The following is a 20,397-nucleotide window of genomic DNA, read 5'->3' on the forward strand; positions in this document are numbered from 1 at the left end:
CGGTATGCGGGCGCGACAATCTTCGGCAGGTTTCGCGCGCGCAGGAAACGGGCATTCGGCCGTGTTTTGGCGGACTGCGGGCGCGAGTTTGGCCTTGTGTTCGAAGATTGTTCGATGTCGCTCGGCTGTCCCGAGGCTGTGCGGCGTGTGTGATTCAGGTGTTGAAGTGGATGCCGGGGGAGCCGTTGAGGGGTGTCGGTCACGCCACCGTCAGGCCGCCGGCCCGGGTGGCCTCGGCTCCTGTTCCGGCCGAGTCGAGGGCCTGCCGTATTCCGGTCGCCACGGCGGGGTGTACCGGCAGGGCGAGATGGCCGATGCCGCTCACGCGGACGTTCTGCGCCATCAGGTCCGGGTGGTCGATGCAGGCCGTCTCCAGCGGGACCATCAGGTGATCGAGGTCGCTCCAGAAGCTCACGAAGTGCGTACGGCAACCGGGCGCGGGGCGGGCCAGTTCATCGAGGAGCGGTGAGCCGGGACGCATCTGACGCACTATGGGGTGCGCGTTGGCCAGCGGGACGACGCTGGTGCCGGAGTGCGGTGTGCCGAGCGTGACCAGCGCGCGGACCCTGATGTCGCCGCCGAGGCACTGCACGTAGTAACGCGCTATGAGCCCGCCGAGGCTGTGCCCGACGATGTCGACCTGGCGGCTGCCGGTGCGCTCGCAGATCTCCTCTATATGCCGGCCGAGCAGTTCGGCGGCGGTGCGGATGTCGCAGGTCAGCGGGGAGTAGTTGAGCGACTCGACCTGGTGCCTGCCGTGCTGGGCCAGGTTGCGGCGCAGCAGGACGAAGACCGAGCGGTTGTCTATGAAGCCGTGCAGCAGGACGACCGGCGGGTTCGTCTCCGTCGGCAGTGGGGTGGTTCCCCGGGGGTCCGGGGAGCCCTGTGCGGGGAGTGCGGGGGTGGTCCGGCGCTCCTGGGTGATTCCGGACGGGTACAGGAGCAGGTGACCGGCGAGGATCGCGAGCTCCAGGGCGGTCGCCTTCAGTAGGGCCAGGGAGAGGCCGGCGAGACTGCTCGGAAGCAGGCGCCGACAGAGCGGAAGAAAGGGGAGTGCTGCCCCGGTGACCTTCATGGCCGACCTCCTTGCGGCACGCAGGAGGACGGCTCCGGCCCCCGTGTGCCCTCGTGGGAAGTCGCGGCGGAGGTGGCCGGCGGCGTGTGCGGAGGACGCATGGGGCAAGCGAGGCGCGTGACGTGGGTCGGCCCGGTGGGCCATGGTGCGCCGATGACCTGACGAGGCTCCCTGCCGGTGTGGCGACGAGGCTCCCCGCTGTCGTGCCTTACCTGCCCTACGTGCCCTTCGTGCCACCGTCGATACGCCGCACCACCATGTCGCGCGGCCCTGCGGCGCGGTGGTGCGGCGACCTCGTTGCGGCTCCCGTTGCGCTTGGTCCCGCTGCGACGCTTGTGCCGCGTTCTGCGGCCCGTGTGCCGCAGATATGTGGAACGGTGCGCGGCGAACGTGTCCCACCGTGTGATTTCCCCCTCGGTCTGCACCGCGAAACTGCCGGTTGCGGGATGCTGGAGATAACGTTCGTTCACTTCCCCGGGCGGTGTGGCCCGGGCGTCCGTGTCGTCGTGGCACGTCCGGTGCGGTGAGCGACGGAAAAGTGCGATACGCGCACCATGTATGACATGTACGTCGTGTGCGGCATAACTCATACATGAGCGGTACTTGTCGGTACGGATGGATGTAGTCGCTTCATGGAGGCAGTGATGGTTGTGGCAGCCGGTCCGATCCGCGTGGTGGTGGCCAAGCCGGGACTCGACGGCCACGATCGGGGGGCCAAGGTGATCGCGCGGGCGCTGCGCGACGCCGGCATGGAGGTCATCTACACCGGGCTCCACCAGACACCCGAGCAGATCGTCGACACAGCGATCCAGGAGGACGCCGACGCGATCGGCCTGTCCATCCTCTCCGGCGCCCACAACACGCTCTTCGCCGCGGTGATCGATCTCCTCAAGGAGCGGGACGCGGAGGACATCCTCGTGTTCGGCGGCGGGATCATCCCCGAGGCGGACATTGCCCCGCTGAAGGAGAAGGGCGTCGCGGAGATCTTCACACCCGGGGCGACGACGCAGTCGATCGTGGACTGGGTGCGGGCCAATGTGCGGCAGCCGGCTGCCTCCGGCGGTTGAGCCCATTTCCGGTGCGGGTGGGTGGGGGCGACCGGTCCTGAGGGCTGCCGCCCCCAGACTCCCGCTTCGGCCCTGAACCGGCCTCGCCCTCAAACCCCGGACGGGCTGTCCTGGTCCAGTTCCTCGATCATTGCCGCCCGCAACCGCAACGTCGTCACCAACCGCTGGAACGCCTCCGCCCAGTACCCTCCGGCCCCCGGCGACGCATCCTCCGGTTCGTCCGGCACCGCCAGCAGGCCGTCGAGGCGGCTCGCCTCGGCCGGGTCGAGGCAGCGCTCGGCCAGGCCCATCACTCCACTGAAGCTCCATGGATAACTCCCCGCGTCCCGCGCGATGTTGAGCGCGTCGACCACCGCTCGCCCGAGCGGCGGCGCCCACGGCACCGCGCACACCCCGAGCAGCTGAAACGCCTCCGACAGACCGTGCGTGGCGATGAATCCGGCGACCCACTCAGCCCGTTCCGCGGCGCCCAGCGTGCCGAGCAGCTTCGCCCGCTCGGCCAGGGACACCGCACCCGGACCGCCCGCCTCGGGGGCCGAGGGCGACCCCAGGAGAGCCCGCGCCCACTCGGCGTCCCGCTGCCGTACCGCCGCCCGGCACCACGCGGCGTGCAGCTCGCCCTGCCAGTCGTCGGTCACCGGCAGCGCCACGATCTCCTCCGGTGTACGACCACCCAGCCTCCCCGGCCAGGTGCTGAGCGGTGTCGCCTCCACCAACTGCCCGAACCACCATGACCGTTCGCCTCGCCCCGCCGGAGCGTTGGCCACGACCCCGTCGCGCTCCATGCCCGCATCGCACTGGTGCGGTGCCTCGACACCGATCGTCGGCGCCTGCTGCGTGTGGTCCAGCGCGACGCAGGCCTCGGCGCGTGCCGCCATCCGCGCGGCGAGTGCCGAGCCCGGTAGGGCGGAGAGCAACTCCGCCGCCGTCGCCCGGACATTGCGGCTCCGATCGGCCAGCGCCTGCTCCAGGAACGGCTCGTCCTGCGGGCCCAGCCCGGTCCGCAGCGAGTCGAGGAACATCAGCCGGTCCTCGGCCCGCTCCGTCGCCCAGGTCGTGGCCAGCAGCTCGCGCGCGGCGACGGGCTCGCGCGCCCGTATCGCGGAGAGCAGGGCGACCCGCTCGGCGAACAATCCCTCCTGCCACAGCTGTTGGACCTCGCCGGCGTCCTCGAGATGCGGCAGCGCCGCGCCACCGCCGGGTGTCGCGCGCAGGGCGAAGCGCCAGTCCGGGTTCAGCCTGGCGAGCCACACCGCCCGCGGGCCGGCGAAGGTCAGCGCCGCCGGCCGCAGATCCGTACGCCCCCGCGCCGCGTCCAGAAGCGCGGGCAGCGCCTGAGAGGGTGGTGCGTAACCACGGTCGTTCGCCGTCGCGAGCCACTGCGGCAGTAGCTCCATCAGGTCAGGTGCCGTGCCTCTACGGCCCCCGCCGGCCGTGCCCGGACGGTCGGCCAGCAGCATCGCCAGCCTGCGCGCCGCCGCCGAGGGCAGCGCGGGACGCGGATCCTCGGGAGCCGGCTGCGGTCGCGGTGCCGCACGCGTCGGGCGCAGCCCGGCTCGCCGCCGTACGGTCTCCATGGCCGCCGCGTCCAGCAGCGCCACCGGCGCCTCCCGGCCCGGCGCGCAGCCCGGCGGCGTACGCCGGTCCGTGCCGAGCAGAGCCGCCGTGACGAGCTCCTCCCAGGCGCCCGGCGCGGGCGAATCCACGGGAACGGAGGGGCTGTTCATCAGGTTCCTTCCTCTCTGCCTTCGTGCTGGGTGCCGTGGAGTGGGGGTGGGCCGAATCGCGTCGGGTGGTCGGTGTGCCGGGTGGTGGGGCGTCCGGTCGGGGCGGCGAGCTGCTCGTGGCCAGTCGCACGGTCGCCGAACCGCGCACGGCCCGGCGCTTGGCGAATGGGAAGCAGAGGCAGGTGGTCCTGCCCACGGTTACCGCGAGGCGTGCCGCTCAGCACAGCTGTACCGCCTCGCCCGCGCCGTCCGGCCAGGCCGTCAGCGGGGTGAAGCCGCGGTGGCCGCACTCGCCGAACACCTTGACCGGGGCTCCGCCCGACAGCGCGACCAGGCGCCACAGGCCGGGGCGGGCACGGGCGGCCGGAGTGAGCGGCAGAGCCGAGTCCGCGTCGGCGTCCGCCAGTTGCCACGAGTTGCCGTCCGGGGTCGGTACGACCCGGTCAAGAGTCACCGGTACCGAGTCCAGCCACGGGTCGTCACGCAGCGCCTCGCCATAGCGGGCGGTCGCCTCGGCCGTCGTCACACCCGGTGGCCGTATCGCCGCCGGAGCGGGCGGTGCGAACTGCTCACCCAGGGCGGCCCGCAGCTGCCCGGCGCCCGGATACGCCGACACCTCCGCCTCCAGGGCCAGCCCCACCGGCAGCGCCAGCTCCGGGGCGCGGCCGGCGGCGCCGTAGGAGAGGAGCAGGGCGGTACGGCCGGAGTCGGCGCCGTGCAGCCATATCCGGCGCGTCGTCAGTTTCACGTCCGCCGTGTCGTACTGGGCGAGGACCAGCCAGCGGTCCCGCACCGGCGGCCCGTCCGCCGACGCGGGGAGGCCGATGCGGGAGCGGACCGTGTCCGCCAAACCGTTGGGCAGCCGCTCGCGGCCCAGCCAGCCCTGGTCGAGGAGGTGGAGGAGAGCGCACTCCTCCAGCAGACGTACCGGCCAGCCCGGGCCGGACGCCGGGATCGCCCCCAGTTCCCGAACCCGCGCGGCCAGTCCGGGGGCCTGGGCGTCGACCATGCGGGCCGCCGTCTCCTCCCACAGCCCGTACCCCGCCTGCTCCGCTCCGGCCAGGCCGCCGCGGAGCAGGTCCGCCAGGCGCTGCTCCAGCTCCGTCGCGCCCGCGGTGACCCGCATCGCCCGACGCTCCGCTCTGCGCCGCGCCGCCTCCGGATCACCGGACCCGGAGGAGGAACCGGACGCGTCCGCTGTCCGCTTCTCCTCCGTGCGCTGCCTTCTCCCCTTTATCCACTGCTCCGCCCAGTCCGGCGGCGATCCGGGCGGCACGGCGCCATCGCCTTCCGCCCAGAGCAGCAGCAGCCCGAGCGCGTGCTTGCACGGGAACTTCCGGCTCGGGCAACTGCACTTGTACGCGGGCCCGGAGGCGTCCGCGATGTCGATGACCGTCTGATACGGCTTGCTGCCACTGCCCTTGCACAGTCCCCACACCGTCCCCTCGTCGGCACTCCCCGCCTCGGACCACGGCCCCGCCGCGCCGAGTTTGCTTCCCGCCTTGCGTGACGCGACGTCAGGCGCCAGTGCCAGCACCTGGTCCGCGGTCCAGCGCACCCCCTGCTGAGTCATGCCATCGAAGGTAGATCCCACCACTGACAATCGGTCCGGACGAAGGCGTCACCGGCCGTCGTGCGAGCGCGTTTGCGCAGGTGGGAACGCATTGTCAGTGGCGTGGTGCAACGTGGATGCCAGATCCGAAACCGGCTGAACCAGCCGAGCTGGAGGGGGACTTCGCCATGCCTGTGTCCGTAGCACCGATGTCAGAACCGACGTCCGTCGAAGCGGGGGAGACGGAACCGACCGAGGCGTTGCGTCCGCATGCCGAGGACGCCTTCGCTCATGAACTCGCCGCGCTGGCCGCGCAGGACGACCGTCCGCGCCCGGCCCGCTGGAAACTGTCGCCGTGGGCCGTGGCCACATATCTGCTCGGCGGCACTCTGCCGGACGGCACGGTGATCACACCGAAGTACGTCGGCCCGCGTCGCATCGTCGAGGTCGCCGTCACCACGCTCGCCACCGACCGCGCCCTGCTCCTGCTCGGCGTGCCCGGCACCGCGAAAACGTGGGTGTCCGAGCACCTGGCCGCGGCGGTCAGTGGCGACTCGACGCTGCTGGTGCAGGGGACTGCGGGCACGCCGGAGGAGGCGATCCGGTACGGCTGGAACTACGCGCAACTGCTCGCCCACGGGCCGAGCCGGGACGCCCTCGTGCCCAGCCCGGTCATGCGGGCCATGGCGGAGGGGATGACGGCCCGCGTCGAGGAGCTGACCCGCATTCCGGCCGACGTGCAGGACACGCTGATCACGATCCTGTCGGAGAAGACGCTCCCGATACCGGAGCTGGGGCAGGAGGTGCAGGCGGTACGCGGCTTCAACCTCATCGCCACCGCCAACGACCGCGACCGTGGCGTCAACGACCTCTCCAGCGCCCTGCGCCGCCGCTTCAACACGGTCGTGCTGCCGCTGCCGGAGAGCGTCGAGGCCGAGGTGGACATCGTCTCCCGCCGCGTCGACCAGATCGGCCGCTCCCTCGACCTGCCGGTCGTGCCCGACGGCATCGACGAGATCCGCCGCGTCGTCACGGTCTTCCGTGAGCTGCGCGACGGGGTGACGTCCGACGGCCGCACGAAGCTGAAGTCGCCGAGCGGGACGCTGTCGACGGCCGAGGCGATCTCCGTCGTCACCAACGGCCTTGCCCTTGCCGCCCACTTCGGCGACGGGGTGCTGCGGTCCGGTGACATCGCCGCGGGCATCCTCGGCGCCGTCGTCCGCGATCCGGCGGCCGACCGGGTCATCTGGCAGGAGTACCTGGAGGCGGTCGTGCGCGAACGGGACGGTTGGACGGACTTCTACCGGGCGTGCCGGGAGGTGAGTGCGTGAACGGCGAGAGCGACGACCTGGGGTGGGGCCGCCCGAGCGGCGGATCGAAGTCGGGTGGCGGTGGCGGGTCAGTGGCCCAGGTGCCACGGGTCGGGTGACAGGGCCGGATGGGGGAGGGGGCCGGGTAGTCGAGGCCGGGGGGTGAGGTCCGGTGGGTGGGCCCTGAGGGGTGGATGGGGCCGAGCGGTGATGGGCCGGTGACGGACGGATGAGGCCAGGGCGGTGAGTTGTGGCGACGCCCTCCTGGTCACGGGCTCGACCAGGAGGGCGTGGTCGGCGGCGCCGTTCGGTGGCTGTGGAGGAGTGGGGGAGCGTGCTGTGAGGGGTGACGGGATGCGTCGGGTGTGGGGCGAGCACGACGGAGCGATCAGCGGCTTCGTCGGGTGGTTGGGACCGAGGGGGACGGAGTGATGGGCATGGACAGGGCCGGGAGCGAGGGCGCGGAGGCGGGTGCCCACCTGGCGGGCGAAGTGCCGGCGGGATGCTCGGACACCTCGGCCGCACCTGTCCCGGCATCGAAGTCGCCGGGGCCGCTACTGCTCGGCGTACGCCATCACGGGCCCGGGTCGGCGCGGGCCGTGCGGGCGGCGTTGGAGGCCGCTCGGCCGCGGGTCGTGCTGATCGAGGGACCGCCCGAGGCGGACGCCCTCATCCCGCTCGCCGCCGACGAGGCCATGCGACCGCCGGTCGCCCTCCTCGCCCACGCCGTGGACGAGCCCGGCCGCTCGGCCTTCTGGCCGTTGGCCGAGTTCTCCCCGGAGTGGGTCGCGATCCGCTGGGCCTCGGAGAAAGGTGTACCGGCCCGCTTCATCGACCTGCCGGCCACGCACACGTTGGCGTGGGGCAAGGACGTGGAGCCGGTGCCTGCCCACAAGGAGGGGAGTGAGCCTGCCGGGGGGAGCGCGGGGGAGCGGGGTGGCGAACCTGGCGGAGGGCCTGGCGGGGAACGGTCTGGTGAGGTTGGCGGGGAACCGGTCGGAGAGCCTGCCCATCACCGGGCCGGCGAGCGCGCCGGAGGGCAGGCCGGCGAGCCCGCCGGGCAGCGGGCCGAGGGGAACGGCCCCGGTGTCGACGTCCGGGTCGACCCGCTCGCCGTGCTCGCCGATGCCGCCGGGTACGACGATCCCGAGCGATGGTGGGAGGACGTCGTCGAGCACCGGGGCATGGGGGACGGGGACGCGTTCGCGCCGTTTCTCGGGCTCGAGGAGGCCATGGGGGCGTTGCGGGAGGCGTACGGAAGCGGCGGGCATGAGCGGGATCTCGTGCGGGAGGCGTACATGCGGCTGCAAGTGCGCGCCGCCCAGCGGGAGTTCGGGGACGACGTGGCCGTGGTGTGCGGGGCGTGGCATGTTCCCGCGCTGCGGCAGAAGAGCACCGTGGGCGCCGACAAGGCACTGCTGAAGGGGCTCCCCAAGGTCAAGGCGGACATGACCTGGGTGCCGTGGACGTATCGCCGGTTGGCTCGGGTCAGCGGGTACGGGGCGGGGATCGACTCGCCGGGGTGGTACGGGCACCTCTTCGGCGCGCCGGACCGGCCGGTCGAGCGGTGGATGACCAAGGTGGCCGGGTTGCTGCGGGACGAGGATCGGATCGTGTCCTCGGCGCATGTCATCGAAGCGGTACGACTGGCCGAGACGCTCGCGGCGATGCGCGGGCGCCCGTTGCCGGGCCTCAGCGAGACGACCGACGCGGTGCGGGCGGTGATGTGCGACGGCTCGGACGTGCCGTTGGCGCTGGTGCATGACCGGCTCGTCGTGGGGGACGTGCTGGGGGAGGTGCCGCGGTCTGCGCCGGCGGTGCCGTTGCAGCGGGACCTCGACCGGATCCAGCGTCGGCTGCGGCTCAAACCGGAGGCGGCGGAGCGGGAGTTGGAGCTCGACCTGCGCAAGGAGAACGACGCCGAGCGCAGCAGGCTGCTGCACCGGCTGCGGCTGCTCGGCGTGGAGTGGGGTGAGCCGGCCGCGTCGCGGGGCAGCACGGGGACGTTCCGGGAGACGTGGCGGCTGCGGTGGGAGCCCGAGCTGGCCGTGCGGGTCGCGGAGGCCGGGGTGTGGGGGACCACCGTGTTCGCCGCGGCGACCGCCAAAGCGGAGGCGGACGCCGTCGCCGCGCAGGGCCTCGTCGACGTCACCGCACTCGCCGAGCGCTGCCTGCTGGCCGAACTGCCGGACGCGCTGCCGGTGGTGATGCGGATCCTCGCCGACCGGGCCGCTCTGGACGCCGATGTCGGCCATCTCGCCCAGGCCATGCCCGCACTGGTCCGCTCCCTGAGGTACGGGGACGTGCGGGGCACCGACACCGGCGCGCTGGCGGAGGTCGCCGCGGGTCTCGCCGAGCGCGTCTTCGTCGGCCTGCCCCCGGCCTGCGCCGCCCTGGACGCGGACGCGGCCGAGGAGATGCGGCGCCATGTGGACGCGGTGCACGGAGCGGTCGGGCTCCTGAGCGACGTGGTCGGTTCGGGGGAGGGCACGCGGGGCGCGGCAGCCGGATCGGGGCGGAGGACCGAAGGCATTGCTTCGGGCCAGGGTGCTGCAACAGAGCACGGCGGCGGAGGCGAGGGGACCGCGGCAGGGCATGGCGGCGGAGGCGAGGAAACTGCGGCAGGGCACGGCGCCCAGAGCAGCCAGCCGCGCGCCCTCGGTCACGGGGACCTGCGCAGCCGTTGGCATGGGGTGCTCCGGGTGCTGTCCCTGCGGGACACCGTGCCCGGCGTCATCCGAGGGCGGGGCGTGCGGTTGCTGCTGGACGACGGGGAGTTGGCGCAGGACGAGGCGGCGCGGCTGATGGGGCTGGCGTTGTCGCCGGGGACGCCGCCGGCGGACGCGGCCGCGTGGATCGAGGGGTTCGTCGGTGGGGGTTCCGGCGGCGGGATGCTGCTGGTGCACGACGAGCGGCTGCTCGGGTTGGTCGACGCGTGGCTGACGGGGGTGCCGGCGGACGCGTTCACGGACGTGCTGCCGCTGCTGAGGCGGACCTTCTCGGCGTATGAGCCGGGGGTGCGGCGGACGTTGGGGGAACTGGTCCGGCGTGGGCCGGGGCAGCGGGGGAGCGCGGGGGTCGGCGGCCCCGGCATACCGGGCTTCGCCGCCGAACTCGATGTCGAGCGGGCGGATGCCGTGGTGCCGGTGGTGCGGTTGCTGCTGGGGCTCGGGCGAACGGGGCAGGGCATCGAGGGCGGCCTTGGGGACGACAGCCCAGGCAACGACGGGCATGGCAACGACGGGCATGGCAACGACGGGCATGGCAACAACAGGCACGGCAACAGCAGCCCTGGTGACAACCGCCTTGGCGAGAACGACCTTGTGGGGGTGACGGGATGACGACCGACGCAGTGAGGGAGCCGAGGGCGCGGGCCGGAGCGAGGGAGCCGTCCGCGCAGCGCACGGGGTGTCGGCGCAAGGCCGGCCCCAGGACGACGACCGTCCCGGTGATCCCCTTGTGGGAGCGGCCCCGTGAGGGAGCGTGCCGATGACGAGCATGAGGAGCATGACGGGCGAGGCGATGGACCCGGCGCGGGAGCGACTGCGGCGGTGGCGGATGGTGCTGGGTGGGGACGACGCCGACGGCACCGGGTGCGCGCTCTCCGGGCGGGACGCCGCGATGGACGGGGCGCTGGCCGCGCTCTACGGCAAGGGGGACAAGGCGCAGGCGGGGAAGGACCGTTCGGCGGGGCTCGGGGCGTCGGCGCCGTCCGTGGCGCGGTGGCTCGGGGACATCCGGAGGTACTTCCCGTCGTCCGTCGTACAGGTCATGCAGCGGGACGCCATCGACCGGCTCGGGCTGTCCACGCTGCTCCTGGAGCCGGAGATGCTGGAGGCGGTGGTGGCGGACGTGCACCTGGTGGGCACGCTGCTCTCGCTCAACAGGGCGATGCCGGAGACCACCAAGGAGACGGCACGGGCCGTCGTGCGCAAGGTCGTCGAGGACCTGGAGAAGCGGCTCGCCACCCGTACCCGGGCCACGCTCACCGGTGCTCTGGACCGCAGTGCCCGTATCAACCGGCCACGCCACCACGACATCGACTGGAACCGCACGATCGCGGCCAACCTCAAGCACTACCTCCCCGAGTACCGGACGGTCGTGCCGGAGCGGCTCATCGGGTACGGGCGGGCGTCGCAGTCCGTGAAGAAGGAGGTCATCCTCTGCATCGACCAGTCCGGGTCGATGGCGGCGTCGGTGGTGTACGCGTCGGTGTTCGGGGCGGTGCTCGCGTCGATGCGGTCCATCAGCACACGGCTGGTCGTCTTCGACACCTCCGTCGTCGACCTCACCGACCAGCTCGACGATCCGGTCGACGTCCTGTTCGGCACACAGCTCGGCGGCGGCACGGACATCAACCAGGCGCTCGCGTACTGCCAGTCGCAGATCACGCGGCCCGCGGAGACGGTGGTGGTGCTGATCAGCGACCTGTACGAGGGAGGCATACGGAACGAGATGCTCAAGCGGGTCGCGGCGATGAAGGCGTCGGGCGTGCAGTTCGTGGCCCTGCTGGCGCTGTCGGACGAGGGGGCACCCGCCTACGACCGGGAACACGCGGCCGCGCTCGCGGCGCTGGGCGCACCGGCCTTCGCCTGCACGCCCGACCTGTTCCCGGAGGTGATGGCGGCGGCCATCGAGAAGCGGCCGATTCCGGTGCCGGACGCCGTGTGACGCCGGCGCCGGACGACGCGCTGAATCCCATGCAGGACGTCGTGTGAGGCGGGAAACGAGGAAGGTAACGGCGAGGATTTGCAGGTGATTTGTCGACCTGGTGACGACCGACTTGGGCCAGCAAAACGGACATGAGTACCCATCGGTAGCGGGGGGCTTGCGCGACCTCCGGAGGGGCGTGCGAGGATCGACGCGCCTTTTCAGCGGTGCGCCGCGCCCCGCTGCCCCATACCGCGTCGCCGCCGACTCCACGCTCGTCACGTGTACTTCATTCCGCCGCACGGGAGGAACCACCCCGTTTTGACCTGGTCAGCCGTTCTGCCTTTCGCCGCTCTGCGTGTTGTGCGCAGGGTGGCCGGGAGGCGTGCGCTCCAGGCGGCGTTGCTGGTGGGCGGGCTGTTCGCGCTCGGGCTCCTCTGCGGGGAGCGGGCGTATGCGGCTGACGTGGTGTCGGCGGGGACGAGCACATCGACGTCCACGGTTTCGGCGCCCTCCGCCCCCGCCGGGGCTGTGCCTTCGGCGCCGGAGGGCGACGAGGTCGGGACGGTGACGAGGAGCACGGTCGAGCTGTTGGCGGGCGAACCGGCCAGGACTGATGCGCAGGCCCCGGCGACGACACTCCCCGCCTCCCCGGCAACTCCCCAGCACTCAGGCCCTGCCGCCCCGGCCCCGCACCCCGCCGACGGCACCGACGAGAACGACGGCTCCCACGGCACAGACGCCCCCGGCATCGACGCCACCCCCGGCACCGACGCCCCCCACAGCACCGACGACGAACTCGTCCGCCCCGTGACCGACCACCTCGTCCAGGGCGTAGCCGATCGTGTCGTAGAGCCGGTGGGGAAGGTCGTCGAGTCGGTGACCGACGGGTTGGCCGAGGCGGTGCCGCCGTCGGCGTCGCTGCCCTCGTTGCCGGTGCTGCCGACGTTGCCGGAGTCGCCGGACTGGCCGAGCCTGCCGGGGTTCGAGGTGCCCGGCATGCCCGGCTTCCCTGGGCTTCCCGGCCTGCCCAGCGTCCCCGCTGTCCCCGGCCAGACCCTGCCCGCGCCCGTCACCACGACGCCGCAGCCGGGATCGCCGGCGCCCGCCTCGGGTGACCGACGTGACGAGAAGGGCCGTACCGGAGGAACCGCCGCCCCCGTCACCCACGGTCCGTGGGCCGGCTCCGGTGCCGTAGTGCCCAACGCCTCAACCGCCCCCGGCGACGCGCACCGCACAGCGTCCTCCGGCTACACACCCGTCCACCAGGCGCCGGCCGATCACCCGGGCGGTGTGGGCGGCAGCCGTTCGGCGGGCGACAACAACACGCCTCGGCACGGGGACGCGCACGCCGTCTCGCTGAGCCAGCGGCCGCCGTTGCGGCTGGTGCCCGGCGCCGCCGCCCGTGCCGACGCGGACGAGATCCGGGACAGGCACGGGGACATACCGGTTTCCCCCGCGTAGGACAGCAGGCCGACCCACCCCGCCGTAGACCTGCCGCGCGGGGGCGGAAACAGGTCTGCCCGCCCGTCCGGAGCCCAGTTCACGGATGTCCCCCTGACATCCCCCGGACGGAAGCCGCCGGAGCCGTACCCGGTCCCGCTGGTCCCCGACTCCCCGGACCGCGACCGAACCGGCACCGGAATGTCCCCAACCGTCCGAAGCCCCGGAGCTCGCGGAGTTCTTTCCGACTCCGTTTCTCCGGTGGCCTTCGGAGCCCCAAGATCTAGGGATCCGACGCACGCATGAACAAGAACATCCGCCGTTCGATCGTCATAGCCGCCGGTGTCACCGGCGCCTGGGCGCTCGGCTCGACCGCCGCCAGCGCGGACGAGCTGCCCGCCTCCACCCTCTCCGTACCGGACACCACCACCGACGCGACCGACGCGGCCGACAGCGCCGACGCCACCGGCCTGCTCGGCGGGGTGACCGACACCGTCAACGGCGTCGTCTCCGACGTGACGGACACCGTCTCCGGCGTCACCGACGGCGTCGGCGGCTCGGCCGGCAACACGGCCGGCACGGTCACCGACACGGCCACGACGACGCCTGCGAGCGCTGCCGATCAGGCCCGCCGTTACGTCGACGCCAAGGTCGACGTCCCGACCGCCGGCACCGCCTCCAAGGCCACCAAGGTCAAGGGCGCCGCGCAGGCCATTCACGGCGCCAAGACCGCCCGCGCGGACAAGGCGGGGCAGGCCGCGGCGCAGGCCGAAGCCCGCGTCTCCGCAGGTGTCGCCGGCATCGACGACGCACGCCACGACGCCCCGCAGCTCCCGGACACCCCGGGCGCCCCCGGCGCCATCGACTACCTCTTCGGCCCCCTCTCCGCCTTCGCCCCCGAGCTGGAGAAGGCGCTCGCGGCCGCGCAGACGAAGCTGCAGGGCACGCAGGCGGCGGCCCGTGCGCAGGCGCAGGGCGTCGAGGGCGTCGTACGGACGAAGGCGCAGTACGCCGTCGCGGGCGCGGGCCGCACCGGAGCGGGTGCGCAGGACGTGGCCCAGGCCGCCGTCACCCACGCCAAGGGCGAGGCGGCGGACGCGACGGCCATCGCCACCAGCCGGGCCACCGCGGCCAAGTCGGCCGCCGAGGCCTCCGTCTCCGCCGTCCCCGGCCATGTCACCGGCACGGTCGGCGGTGTCCAGCAGCGGGTGGTCGGCACGGTCAGCACGATCCCCGGCACGGTCACCCCGGTCGTCGCGCAGACCGCGGACGCGGTCGTCCCGCCGCTCGCCACCGAGGCCGTGAACGGCGTGCAGCCGGTCGCCGGGCGCGCCGTCGACGGTGTCGTCCCGGCCGCCCAGCACGCCGTCGCCGGTGTCGCACCCGCCGCCACGCACGCCGTGGCCGGGGTGACCCCGGTCGCCGGTCAGGCGGTCGACAGCGTCCAGTCGGTGGCCGGCGGCGCGGTGAACGGCGTGCGGCCGGTCGTCGGCCAGGCGGTGGGCGGCGTCGTGCCGGTCGCGCAGGGCGCGGTGGCCGGGGTCGGCACGACCGCCGGGCACACGGTCGACGCCGCGACCGCGTTGGCGTACGGCGTCGTCGCCGACGTCCAGTCCCTGGGAGGCCAGGCCGTCGCGGGTGTGCGGCCGGTCGCGGCCGGTGCCGTCCAGGGGGTCCAGCCGGTCGCCGGCGGGGTCGTCCAGGACGTGCCGCCGGTGGCTCACGGCGCGGTCGGCGATGTCCAGTACGTCGCCCACGGCACCGTCGCCGACGTCCAGCCCATCGCCTACGGCGCGGTCGCCGACGTGCAGCCGGTCGTGCAGGGCGTCGCCGCGGACGTACCCCCGTACGCCACCGGTCTGACCGGCCACGTCACCGGGGACGCCACCGGCACCGTCCTGCCGCCCGTCGCCGGCACCGCCGTGCACGGCGTCGTGCCCGTCGCCGGACAGGCCGGCGGGGACGCGGGTGCGCTGGCGTACGGCGTGGCCGGCGATGTCCAGCCCTTCGCGGGCGGTGTCGTCGGTGAGGTCGACCCGTTCGTGTACGGGGTGGCCGGGCAGGCCGTCCCCTTCGCCGAGGGTGTCGCCGCTCACGCGCAGCCGTTCGCGTACGGCGTCACCGGCGCCGTGCAGCCCGTCGTGGACCAGGTCGTGGACACCGTCAGCCCGGTCGTGCAGGGCGTCGGCGGCAGCGCCACGACGCTGGCGTACGGCGTGGCCGGCGATGTCCAGCCCTTCGCGGGCGGTGTCGTCGGTGAGGTCGACCCGTTCGCCCACGGTGTCGCCGGGCAAGTCGCGCCCTTCGCCGGGGACCTGACCGGCACGGTCCAGGACTCGGCCGGTCCGCTGGCGGGCAACGCCGTCAGCGGCGTGCAGGGCGTCGGCCAGTCGGTCACGCCGGGTTACGCGCAGGACCTGTACCACCAGGCCCCGTACGGCATCTGACCGTACGGCCCTCGACGTCGTACGACGGCCCCCGGCGAGGCCACGTACGACACCACCCGCCGCCATGGCGGGCGCGACCGCGGAGGCACGCACCATCCGCATCCGAGAGCCGCGCCCGCCGTGGCGACCGACCGACTCCGCGGGGCAGACGGCCCCGGACGGCCGAAAACCGTCGGCCGTTCCGACCGGAATCCCGCGGAAGGGCCGGGTGATCCCCATTGGGGTGGGGATCACCTGCCCAGAGCCCACAGGGGCGGCCCATTCGTGCCCCTTCGGGCTGTTCAGGGGACCTCACCGGGTCAACCCCAGCCCGGTGAGGTCCTTTCCCCGTGTGTTCCCGTCTGCTCACAGTCGGCACGCCGTGCCAGAGATCTTTGCTGATCGCGGCATCATGTGACAGGTATCACCGCTCAGGTGTGACCCTCGATTTAGGGGCCCTCCGCAAGCAGCGATAACCTGCGAGACGGACATGCCGCGCGCTCGGACACCGTGTGCGCCTCCCTTGTGACAGCGGACGTCACGTTGCCCTTCGCGGCACGCCCACGCATCCAACGAACCGCGAGATCACTGATAGGGACGGAAGCGCGTGGACCTGTTCGAGTACCAGGCGAGGGACCTCTTCGCCAAGCACGATGTACCGGTGCTGGCCGGTGAAGTCATCGACACGCCTGAGGCGGCCCGCGCAGCCACTGAGCGCCTCGGTGGCAAGTCCGTCGTCAAGGCACAGGTGAAGGTCGGCGGCCGTGGCAAGGCCGGCGGCGTCAAGCTCGCCGCGACCGCGGACGAGGCCGTCGCCCGGGCGACCGACATCCTCGGCATGGACATCAAGGGCCACACGGTCCACAAGGTCATGATCGCCGAGACGGCCCCGGAGATCCTGGAGGAGTACTACGTCTCCTTCCTCCTCGACCGTGCCAACCGCACCTTCCTCTCCATCGCCTCCGTCGAGGGCGGCATGGAGATCGAGGAGGTGGCGGCCACCCGCCCGGAGGCCGTCGCCAAGATCGCGATCGACGCCATCGACGGCGTGGACGAGGCCAAGGCCCGCGAGATCGTCGAGGCCGCCAAGTTCCCGGCCGAGGTCGCGGACAAGGTCGTCAACGTCCTGATCACGCTGTGGGACACCTTCATCAAGTCGGACGCCCTCCTCGTCGAGGTCAACCCGCTCGCGAAGGTCGCCTCCGGTGACGTCATCGCCCTCGACGGCAAGGTGTCGCTCGACGACAACGCCGAGTTCCGTCACGACTGGGACGAGCTGCACGACAAGGCCGCGGCCAACCCGCTCGAGGCCGCCGCCAAGGAGAAGAACCTCAACTACGTCAAGCTCGACGGTGAGGTCGGCATCATCGGCAACGGCGCGGGTCTCGTCATGAGCACCCTGGACGTCGTCGCGTACGCCGGTGAGAACCACGGCAACGTCAAGCCGGCCAACTTCCTGGACATCGGCGGTGGCGCCTCCGCCCAGGTCATGGCCAACGGTCTGGAGATCATCCTCGGCGACCCGGACGTCAAGTCCGTCTTCGTCAACGTCTTCGGTGGCATCACCGCCTGTGACGAGGTCGCCAACGGCATCGTCCAGGCCCTGAAGCTCCTCGAGGACCGTGGCGAGGAGGTCACCAAGCCCCTCGTCGTCCGTCTCGACGGCAACAACGCCGAGCTCGGCCGGCAGATCCTCACCGACGCCAACCACCCGCTGGTGCAGCGCGTCGACACCATGGACGGCGCGGCCGACAAGGCCGCCGAGCTGGCCCACGCCGCAAAGTAAGCACTCAGGACGAGGACACAACACACCATGGCTATCTGGCTCGACAAGGACAGCAAGGTCATCGTCCAGGGCATGACCGGTGCCACGGGCATGAAGCACACCAAGCTCATGCTGGGCGACGGCACCAACGTCGTGGGCGGCGTCAACCCGCGCAAGGCCGGTCAGAAGGTCGACTTCGACGGCACCGAGGTACCCGTTTTCGGCACCGTGAAGGAGGCCATCGAGGCCACCGGCGCCAACGTCTCCGTCATCTTCGTGCCGGAGAAGTTCACCAAGGACGCGGTCGTCGAGGCCATCGACGCCGAGATCCCGCTGGCCGTCGTGATCACCGAGGGCATCGCCGTGCACGACTCGGCGTCGTTCTGGGCGTACGCCGGCAAGAAGGGCAACAAGACCCGGATCATCGGCCCGAACTGCCCCGGCATCATCACCCCGGGTCAGTCGAACGTCGGCATCATCCCGGGCGACATCACCAAGCCGGGCCGTATCGGCCTGGTGTCGAAGTCCGGCACGCTGACGTACCAGATGATGTACGAGCTGCGTGAGATCGGCTTCTCGACCGCCGTCGGCATCGGTGGCGACCCGATCATCGGCACCACGCACATCGACGCGCTCGCCGCGTTCGAGGCCGACCCCGAGACCGACCTGATCGTCATGATCGGTGAGATCGGTGGCGACGCCGAGGAGCGGGCCGCGGACTTCATCGCGAAGAACGTGACCAAGCCGGTCGTCGGCTACGTCGCGGGCTTCACCGCGCCCGAGGGCAAGACCATGGGCCACGCCGGCGCCATCGTCTCCGGTTCGTCGGGCACCGCCCAGGCGAAGAAGGAGGCCCTGGAGGCCGCGGGCGTCAAGGTCGGCAAGACGCCGACCGAGACGGCGAAGCTGGCTCGCGAGATTCTGGGTGGCTGAAGGTCGTAGTCACGGCGCTTAGCTGAGCGTTGGTGGGCCCGTTCCCTGCGTGGGGGCGGGCCCACCCTCGTTTCGTGACTGCAGCTGACCTGGGGGCGCGGGGAACTGCGCGACCGGCCACGACGGGCCCGCAGCCGGGCACGGCCGTAGCCGCCACGGCGAGGTGCCGCAGCGCTCACCTCATCTGCGGTACCAGCCGCTCCGGCCCGCTCTGCGCCTCCGACCTCAACTTGGCCCGCAGTTTCACCTCCCTCTCCGACAACGGCCCCGGCGCCACCTTCGGCGGTACGCCGAGCACCGTCTGCCCCGGGGGCACCGGTGGCTCGTACTGGGTCGGAGCCGTTCGCAGCGTGAGCGCCGTCGTGCCGATCAGGGCCACCGTGAACGCGATGGCCGCGCGGGTCCAGAAGCGGGCCCGGCCTTCGCTGATCTCGCGTACCACCGCCGGCTTGGCCGCGCGCAAGCGCTCCGCGGAGGCCAGTTCGGCCAGGCGACGGTGGAGTTCGGCCGGGTCGGACAGGGGCGGGAGGCGGTCGGCGATCGCGGCGCGGGCGTGCAGGAGGCGTCGCGCGGTCGCCGGAGTGCTCGCCTCCGACTCCGCCGCCGTTTCGGGCAGGTCGAGGCCGACACCGTCGTACAGCAGAAGCGTGCGGCGCTGTGGTGGTGGCAGTTCGAGGAGTACGTCGAGCAGGACGCGGTCGGACGCGTCGGCCGGCGGGGGTTCCGGGTGCCGGTAGCGGGGGCGGAACCGGTGCCAGGGGGAGAGGGCGAAGTCGTACGCCGTCGCCCGCACCCAGCCCGCCGGGTCCCGGTCGCGGGCCACCTCCGGCCAGCGCTGCCAGGCGAGTTGGAAGGCACGCTCCACCGATTCCCGCGCGAGTTCGCGGCGCCCCGTGAGCAGGTAGGTCTGCCGGGCGAGGGCGGGGGCGCAGAAGGCGTACAGCGCGTCGAAGGCCTGGGCGGGGGTGAGGGGGCGTTCGCGCCGGGGTTCGTGGGTGGGGAGTGCCGGGTCGGCGTATGGGTCGTCGGCGTGCGGGTGATCGGTGGGCACGGGGCGCGACAGCTGCTGATGTCCTGTCACCTCTGGCTCCCGCGTACGTTCCTGAGCCGCCGTCTTCTTCGCCAGCGAGTCGAGCAGTTGTGCGTACGCCTCTCTCCTGCGGCCGCGCGGTGACGTACGGCCGTGCTCCCACGCGTGTACCGTCGCGCGGCTGACGCCCACCCGTGCCGCGACCTGAGCCTGCGTCAATGAGCAGGCCTCCCGCAGGCGTCGGCGTTCGCCGGGCGGGGGAAGCGGGGCTGCGGATCGCGATGTCACCGGCCGCCCTTTCGTACGAAAAAGTACATAAACATATATTGGGCGACACATCGGAGGTTCGCCTGTTACGACGGGAAAGCGCGTGTCGTTGGGAGCATGGCGGCGTGATCGAGATGACCGCTCGCCGAACGACCCCGTCGTCCCCGCACGCGCGCAGGCGCGACCGAACGCCAGGGCTGGCCGCAAGCCTTCTGAACGGTGCGGTGGCGGCGGGGCTCGGGCTGGGCGGGTTCGCGGTGCTGGTGATGGTGCTGTGGGTCTCCTCGCCGTATCCGGACAGTGGGCCGGGGGGCGCGCTGCGGATCGCCGCCGTGCTGTGGCTGCTGGCGCACGGTGCCGAACTGGTCCGGGCCGACACCCTCACCGGCGTTCCCGCGCCGGTCGGCGTCACACCGTTGCTGATGTTCCTGCTGCCGGTGCTGCTGGTGCACCGGGCGGCGCGGGACGCGGCGGCGGACGGGGGTGACGGGTCGCCGCTGGTGCCGGGGCGCACGGCGTGGGCGGGTGTCGTGCTCGGGTACCTCGGGGTCGGGGCGGCGGCCGCGGCGTACGCGGGGCGGGGCGAGCTGCGGCCGGAGTGGGTCTGGACCGGGCTGTGGGTGCCGGTGGTCGTGCTGGTGGCGGCGGGGGCCGGGGTGTGGACGGCGTGCGGGCGGCCGCCCGAGTGGGCGGAGCGCGTGCTGGCCGCGCTGCCGAGGCGGGTCCGGCGGCTGGTGCCCGGGGTGACGGCGCGCGCCCGGCTCGGCATCGCCGCGCGGGCCGGGGGTGCCGGGGCGGCGGTGCTCGTCGGCGGTGGGGCGGTACTGGTGGGCGGCTCGCTGGTGTGGCACGGCGGGGCGGCGCGGGCGTCCTTTCTGCACCTGACCGAGGGGTGGTCGGGGCGGTTCGCGGTACTGCTGCTGTGCGCGGCGCTCGTGCCGAACGCGGCGGTGTGGGCGGCGTCGTACGCCCTCGGGCCGGGGTTCGTGCTCGGGGTGGGGCATGTGGTGGGGCCGGTGTCCTCGGCACCCGCGCCGCTGCTGCCGCCGTTTCCGTTGCTGGAGGCGGTGCCGGGGGTGGGGGTCGGGGGGCCGGAGCGGTGGGGGGTTGTGGCCGTGCCGGTTGTGGCGGGGGGGGGCGGGGGGGGGGTTG

13 protein-coding genes are annotated in these 20,397 nt (G+C 72.8%); 9 read left to right on the plus strand and 4 right to left on the minus strand.

The genetic code is table 11. The features are described from left to right. Positions 1-199 precede the first annotated feature (199 nt). Positions 200-1,075 (minus strand): lipase family alpha/beta hydrolase, encoded by an 876-nt coding sequence (locus IF78_RS0128230; protein ID WP_031477537.1) that lies wholly within the window; start codon positions 1,073-1,075, stop codon positions 200-202. Positions 1,076-1,719: 644 nt separating this feature from the next. Between IF78_RS0128230 and icmB the strand changes: the two genes are divergently transcribed. Beyond that, complete coding sequence (icmB, locus tag IF78_RS0128235; protein WP_031477538.1) at positions 1,720-2,142, plus strand: coenzyme B12-dependent isobutyryl CoA mutase small subunit; 423 nt, start codon at positions 1,720-1,722, stop codon at positions 2,140-2,142. A gap of 89 nt (positions 2,143-2,231) precedes the next feature. Here the strand turns inward: icmB and IF78_RS0128240 are convergent, their stop codons facing one another. After that, on the minus strand, positions 2,232-3,869 hold the full coding sequence (locus IF78_RS0128240; protein WP_031477539.1) for a DUF5691 domain-containing protein: 1,638 nt from the start codon (positions 3,867-3,869) through the stop codon (positions 2,232-2,234). 217 nt (positions 3,870-4,086) lie between these two features. After that, positions 4,087-5,442 (minus strand): SWIM zinc finger family protein, encoded by a 1,356-nt coding sequence (locus IF78_RS0128245; RefSeq protein WP_031477540.1) that lies wholly within the window; start codon positions 5,440-5,442, stop codon positions 4,087-4,089. A gap of 167 nt (positions 5,443-5,609) precedes the next feature. On the opposite strand from IF78_RS0128245, the gene IF78_RS0128250 reads away from it, so the two are divergent. From IF78_RS0128250 to sucD, 7 genes are all read left to right on the plus strand, one after another. Then, positions 5,610-6,752, plus strand: a complete 1,143-nt coding sequence (locus tag IF78_RS0128250; protein ID WP_031477542.1) for an ATP-binding protein — start codon at positions 5,610-5,612, stop codon at positions 6,750-6,752. 416 nt (positions 6,753-7,168) lie between these two features. Beyond that, positions 7,169-10,072, plus strand: a complete 2,904-nt coding sequence (locus tag IF78_RS0128255) for a DUF5682 family protein (protein WP_267882940.1) — start codon at positions 7,169-7,171, stop codon at positions 10,070-10,072. 166 nt (positions 10,073-10,238) lie between these two features. Continuing rightward, entirely contained in the window at positions 10,239-11,402 is a 1,164-nt protein-coding gene (locus tag IF78_RS0128260; protein ID WP_031477546.1) for a VWA domain-containing protein, read from the plus strand. Positions 11,403-11,753: 351 nt separating this feature from the next. Next, the gene (locus tag IF78_RS0128265) at positions 11,754-12,845 is read left to right on the plus strand and encodes a hypothetical protein (RefSeq protein ID WP_158751524.1); all 1,092 of its coding nucleotides are present in this window, start codon (positions 11,754-11,756) and stop codon (positions 12,843-12,845) included. A 281-nt stretch (positions 12,846-13,126) separates the two neighbouring features. Further along, positions 13,127-15,271, plus strand: a complete 2,145-nt coding sequence (locus tag IF78_RS0128270) for a hypothetical protein (protein ID WP_037641424.1) — start codon at positions 13,127-13,129, stop codon at positions 15,269-15,271. Positions 15,272-15,857: 586 nt separating this feature from the next. Then, positions 15,858-17,036 carry an ADP-forming succinate--CoA ligase subunit beta gene (gene sucC, locus IF78_RS0128275; protein WP_031477552.1) on the plus strand — a complete coding sequence of 393 codons (1,179 nt, stop codon included), beginning with the start codon at positions 15,858-15,860 and terminating at the stop codon, positions 17,034-17,036. A gap of 27 nt (positions 17,037-17,063) precedes the next feature. Then, on the plus strand, positions 17,064-17,948 hold the full coding sequence (gene sucD / locus IF78_RS0128280; protein WP_031477554.1) for a succinate--CoA ligase subunit alpha: 885 nt from the start codon (positions 17,064-17,066) through the stop codon (positions 17,946-17,948). A 175-nt stretch (positions 17,949-18,123) separates the two neighbouring features. Here sucD and IF78_RS0128285 read toward each other — a convergent pair whose 3' ends face one another. After that, positions 18,124-19,266, minus strand: coding sequence for a helix-turn-helix domain-containing protein (locus IF78_RS0128285; protein WP_031477556.1), 1,143 nt, complete (start codon positions 19,264-19,266; stop codon positions 18,124-18,126). 113 nt (positions 19,267-19,379) lie between these two features. Here IF78_RS0128285 and IF78_RS0128290 point away from each other — a divergent pair. Then, positions 19,380-20,397, plus strand: a 1,018-nt coding sequence (locus IF78_RS0128290) for a cell division protein PerM (protein WP_244889801.1), incomplete at its 3' end; no start/stop codon positions are given.

This window comes from Streptomyces bicolor (genome assembly GCF_000719285.1).
Taxonomy (GTDB): Bacteria; Actinomycetota; Actinomycetes; order Streptomycetales; family Streptomycetaceae; genus Streptomyces; species Streptomyces bicolor.

What these genes read in the sequence shown, in the direction of transcription:
- IF78_RS0128230 (WP_031477537.1), bottom strand. Translation starts at nt 1,075, where the DNA reads ATGAAGGTCACCGGGGCAGCACTCCCCTTTCTTCCGCTCTGTCGGCGC.
- icmB (WP_031477538.1), top strand. Translation starts at nt 1,720, where the DNA reads ATGGTTGTGGCAGCCGGTCCGATCCGCGTGGTGGTGGCCAAGCCGGGA.
- IF78_RS0128240 (WP_031477539.1), bottom strand. Translation starts at nt 3,869, where the DNA reads ATGAACAGCCCCTCCGTTCCCGTGGATTCGCCCGCGCCGGGCGCCTGG.
- IF78_RS0128245 (WP_031477540.1), bottom strand. Translation starts at nt 5,442, where the DNA reads ATGACTCAGCAGGGGGTGCGCTGGACCGCGGACCAGGTGCTGGCACTG.
- IF78_RS0128250 (WP_031477542.1), top strand. Translation starts at nt 5,610, where the DNA reads ATGCCTGTGTCCGTAGCACCGATGTCAGAACCGACGTCCGTCGAAGCG.
- IF78_RS0128255 (WP_267882940.1), top strand. Translation starts at nt 7,169, where the DNA reads ATGGACAGGGCCGGGAGCGAGGGCGCGGAGGCGGGTGCCCACCTGGCG.
- IF78_RS0128260 (WP_031477546.1), top strand. Translation starts at nt 10,239, where the DNA reads ATGACGGGCGAGGCGATGGACCCGGCGCGGGAGCGACTGCGGCGGTGG.
- IF78_RS0128270 (WP_037641424.1), top strand. Translation starts at nt 13,127, where the DNA reads ATGAACAAGAACATCCGCCGTTCGATCGTCATAGCCGCCGGTGTCACC.
- sucD (WP_031477554.1), top strand. Translation starts at nt 17,064, where the DNA reads ATGGCTATCTGGCTCGACAAGGACAGCAAGGTCATCGTCCAGGGCATG.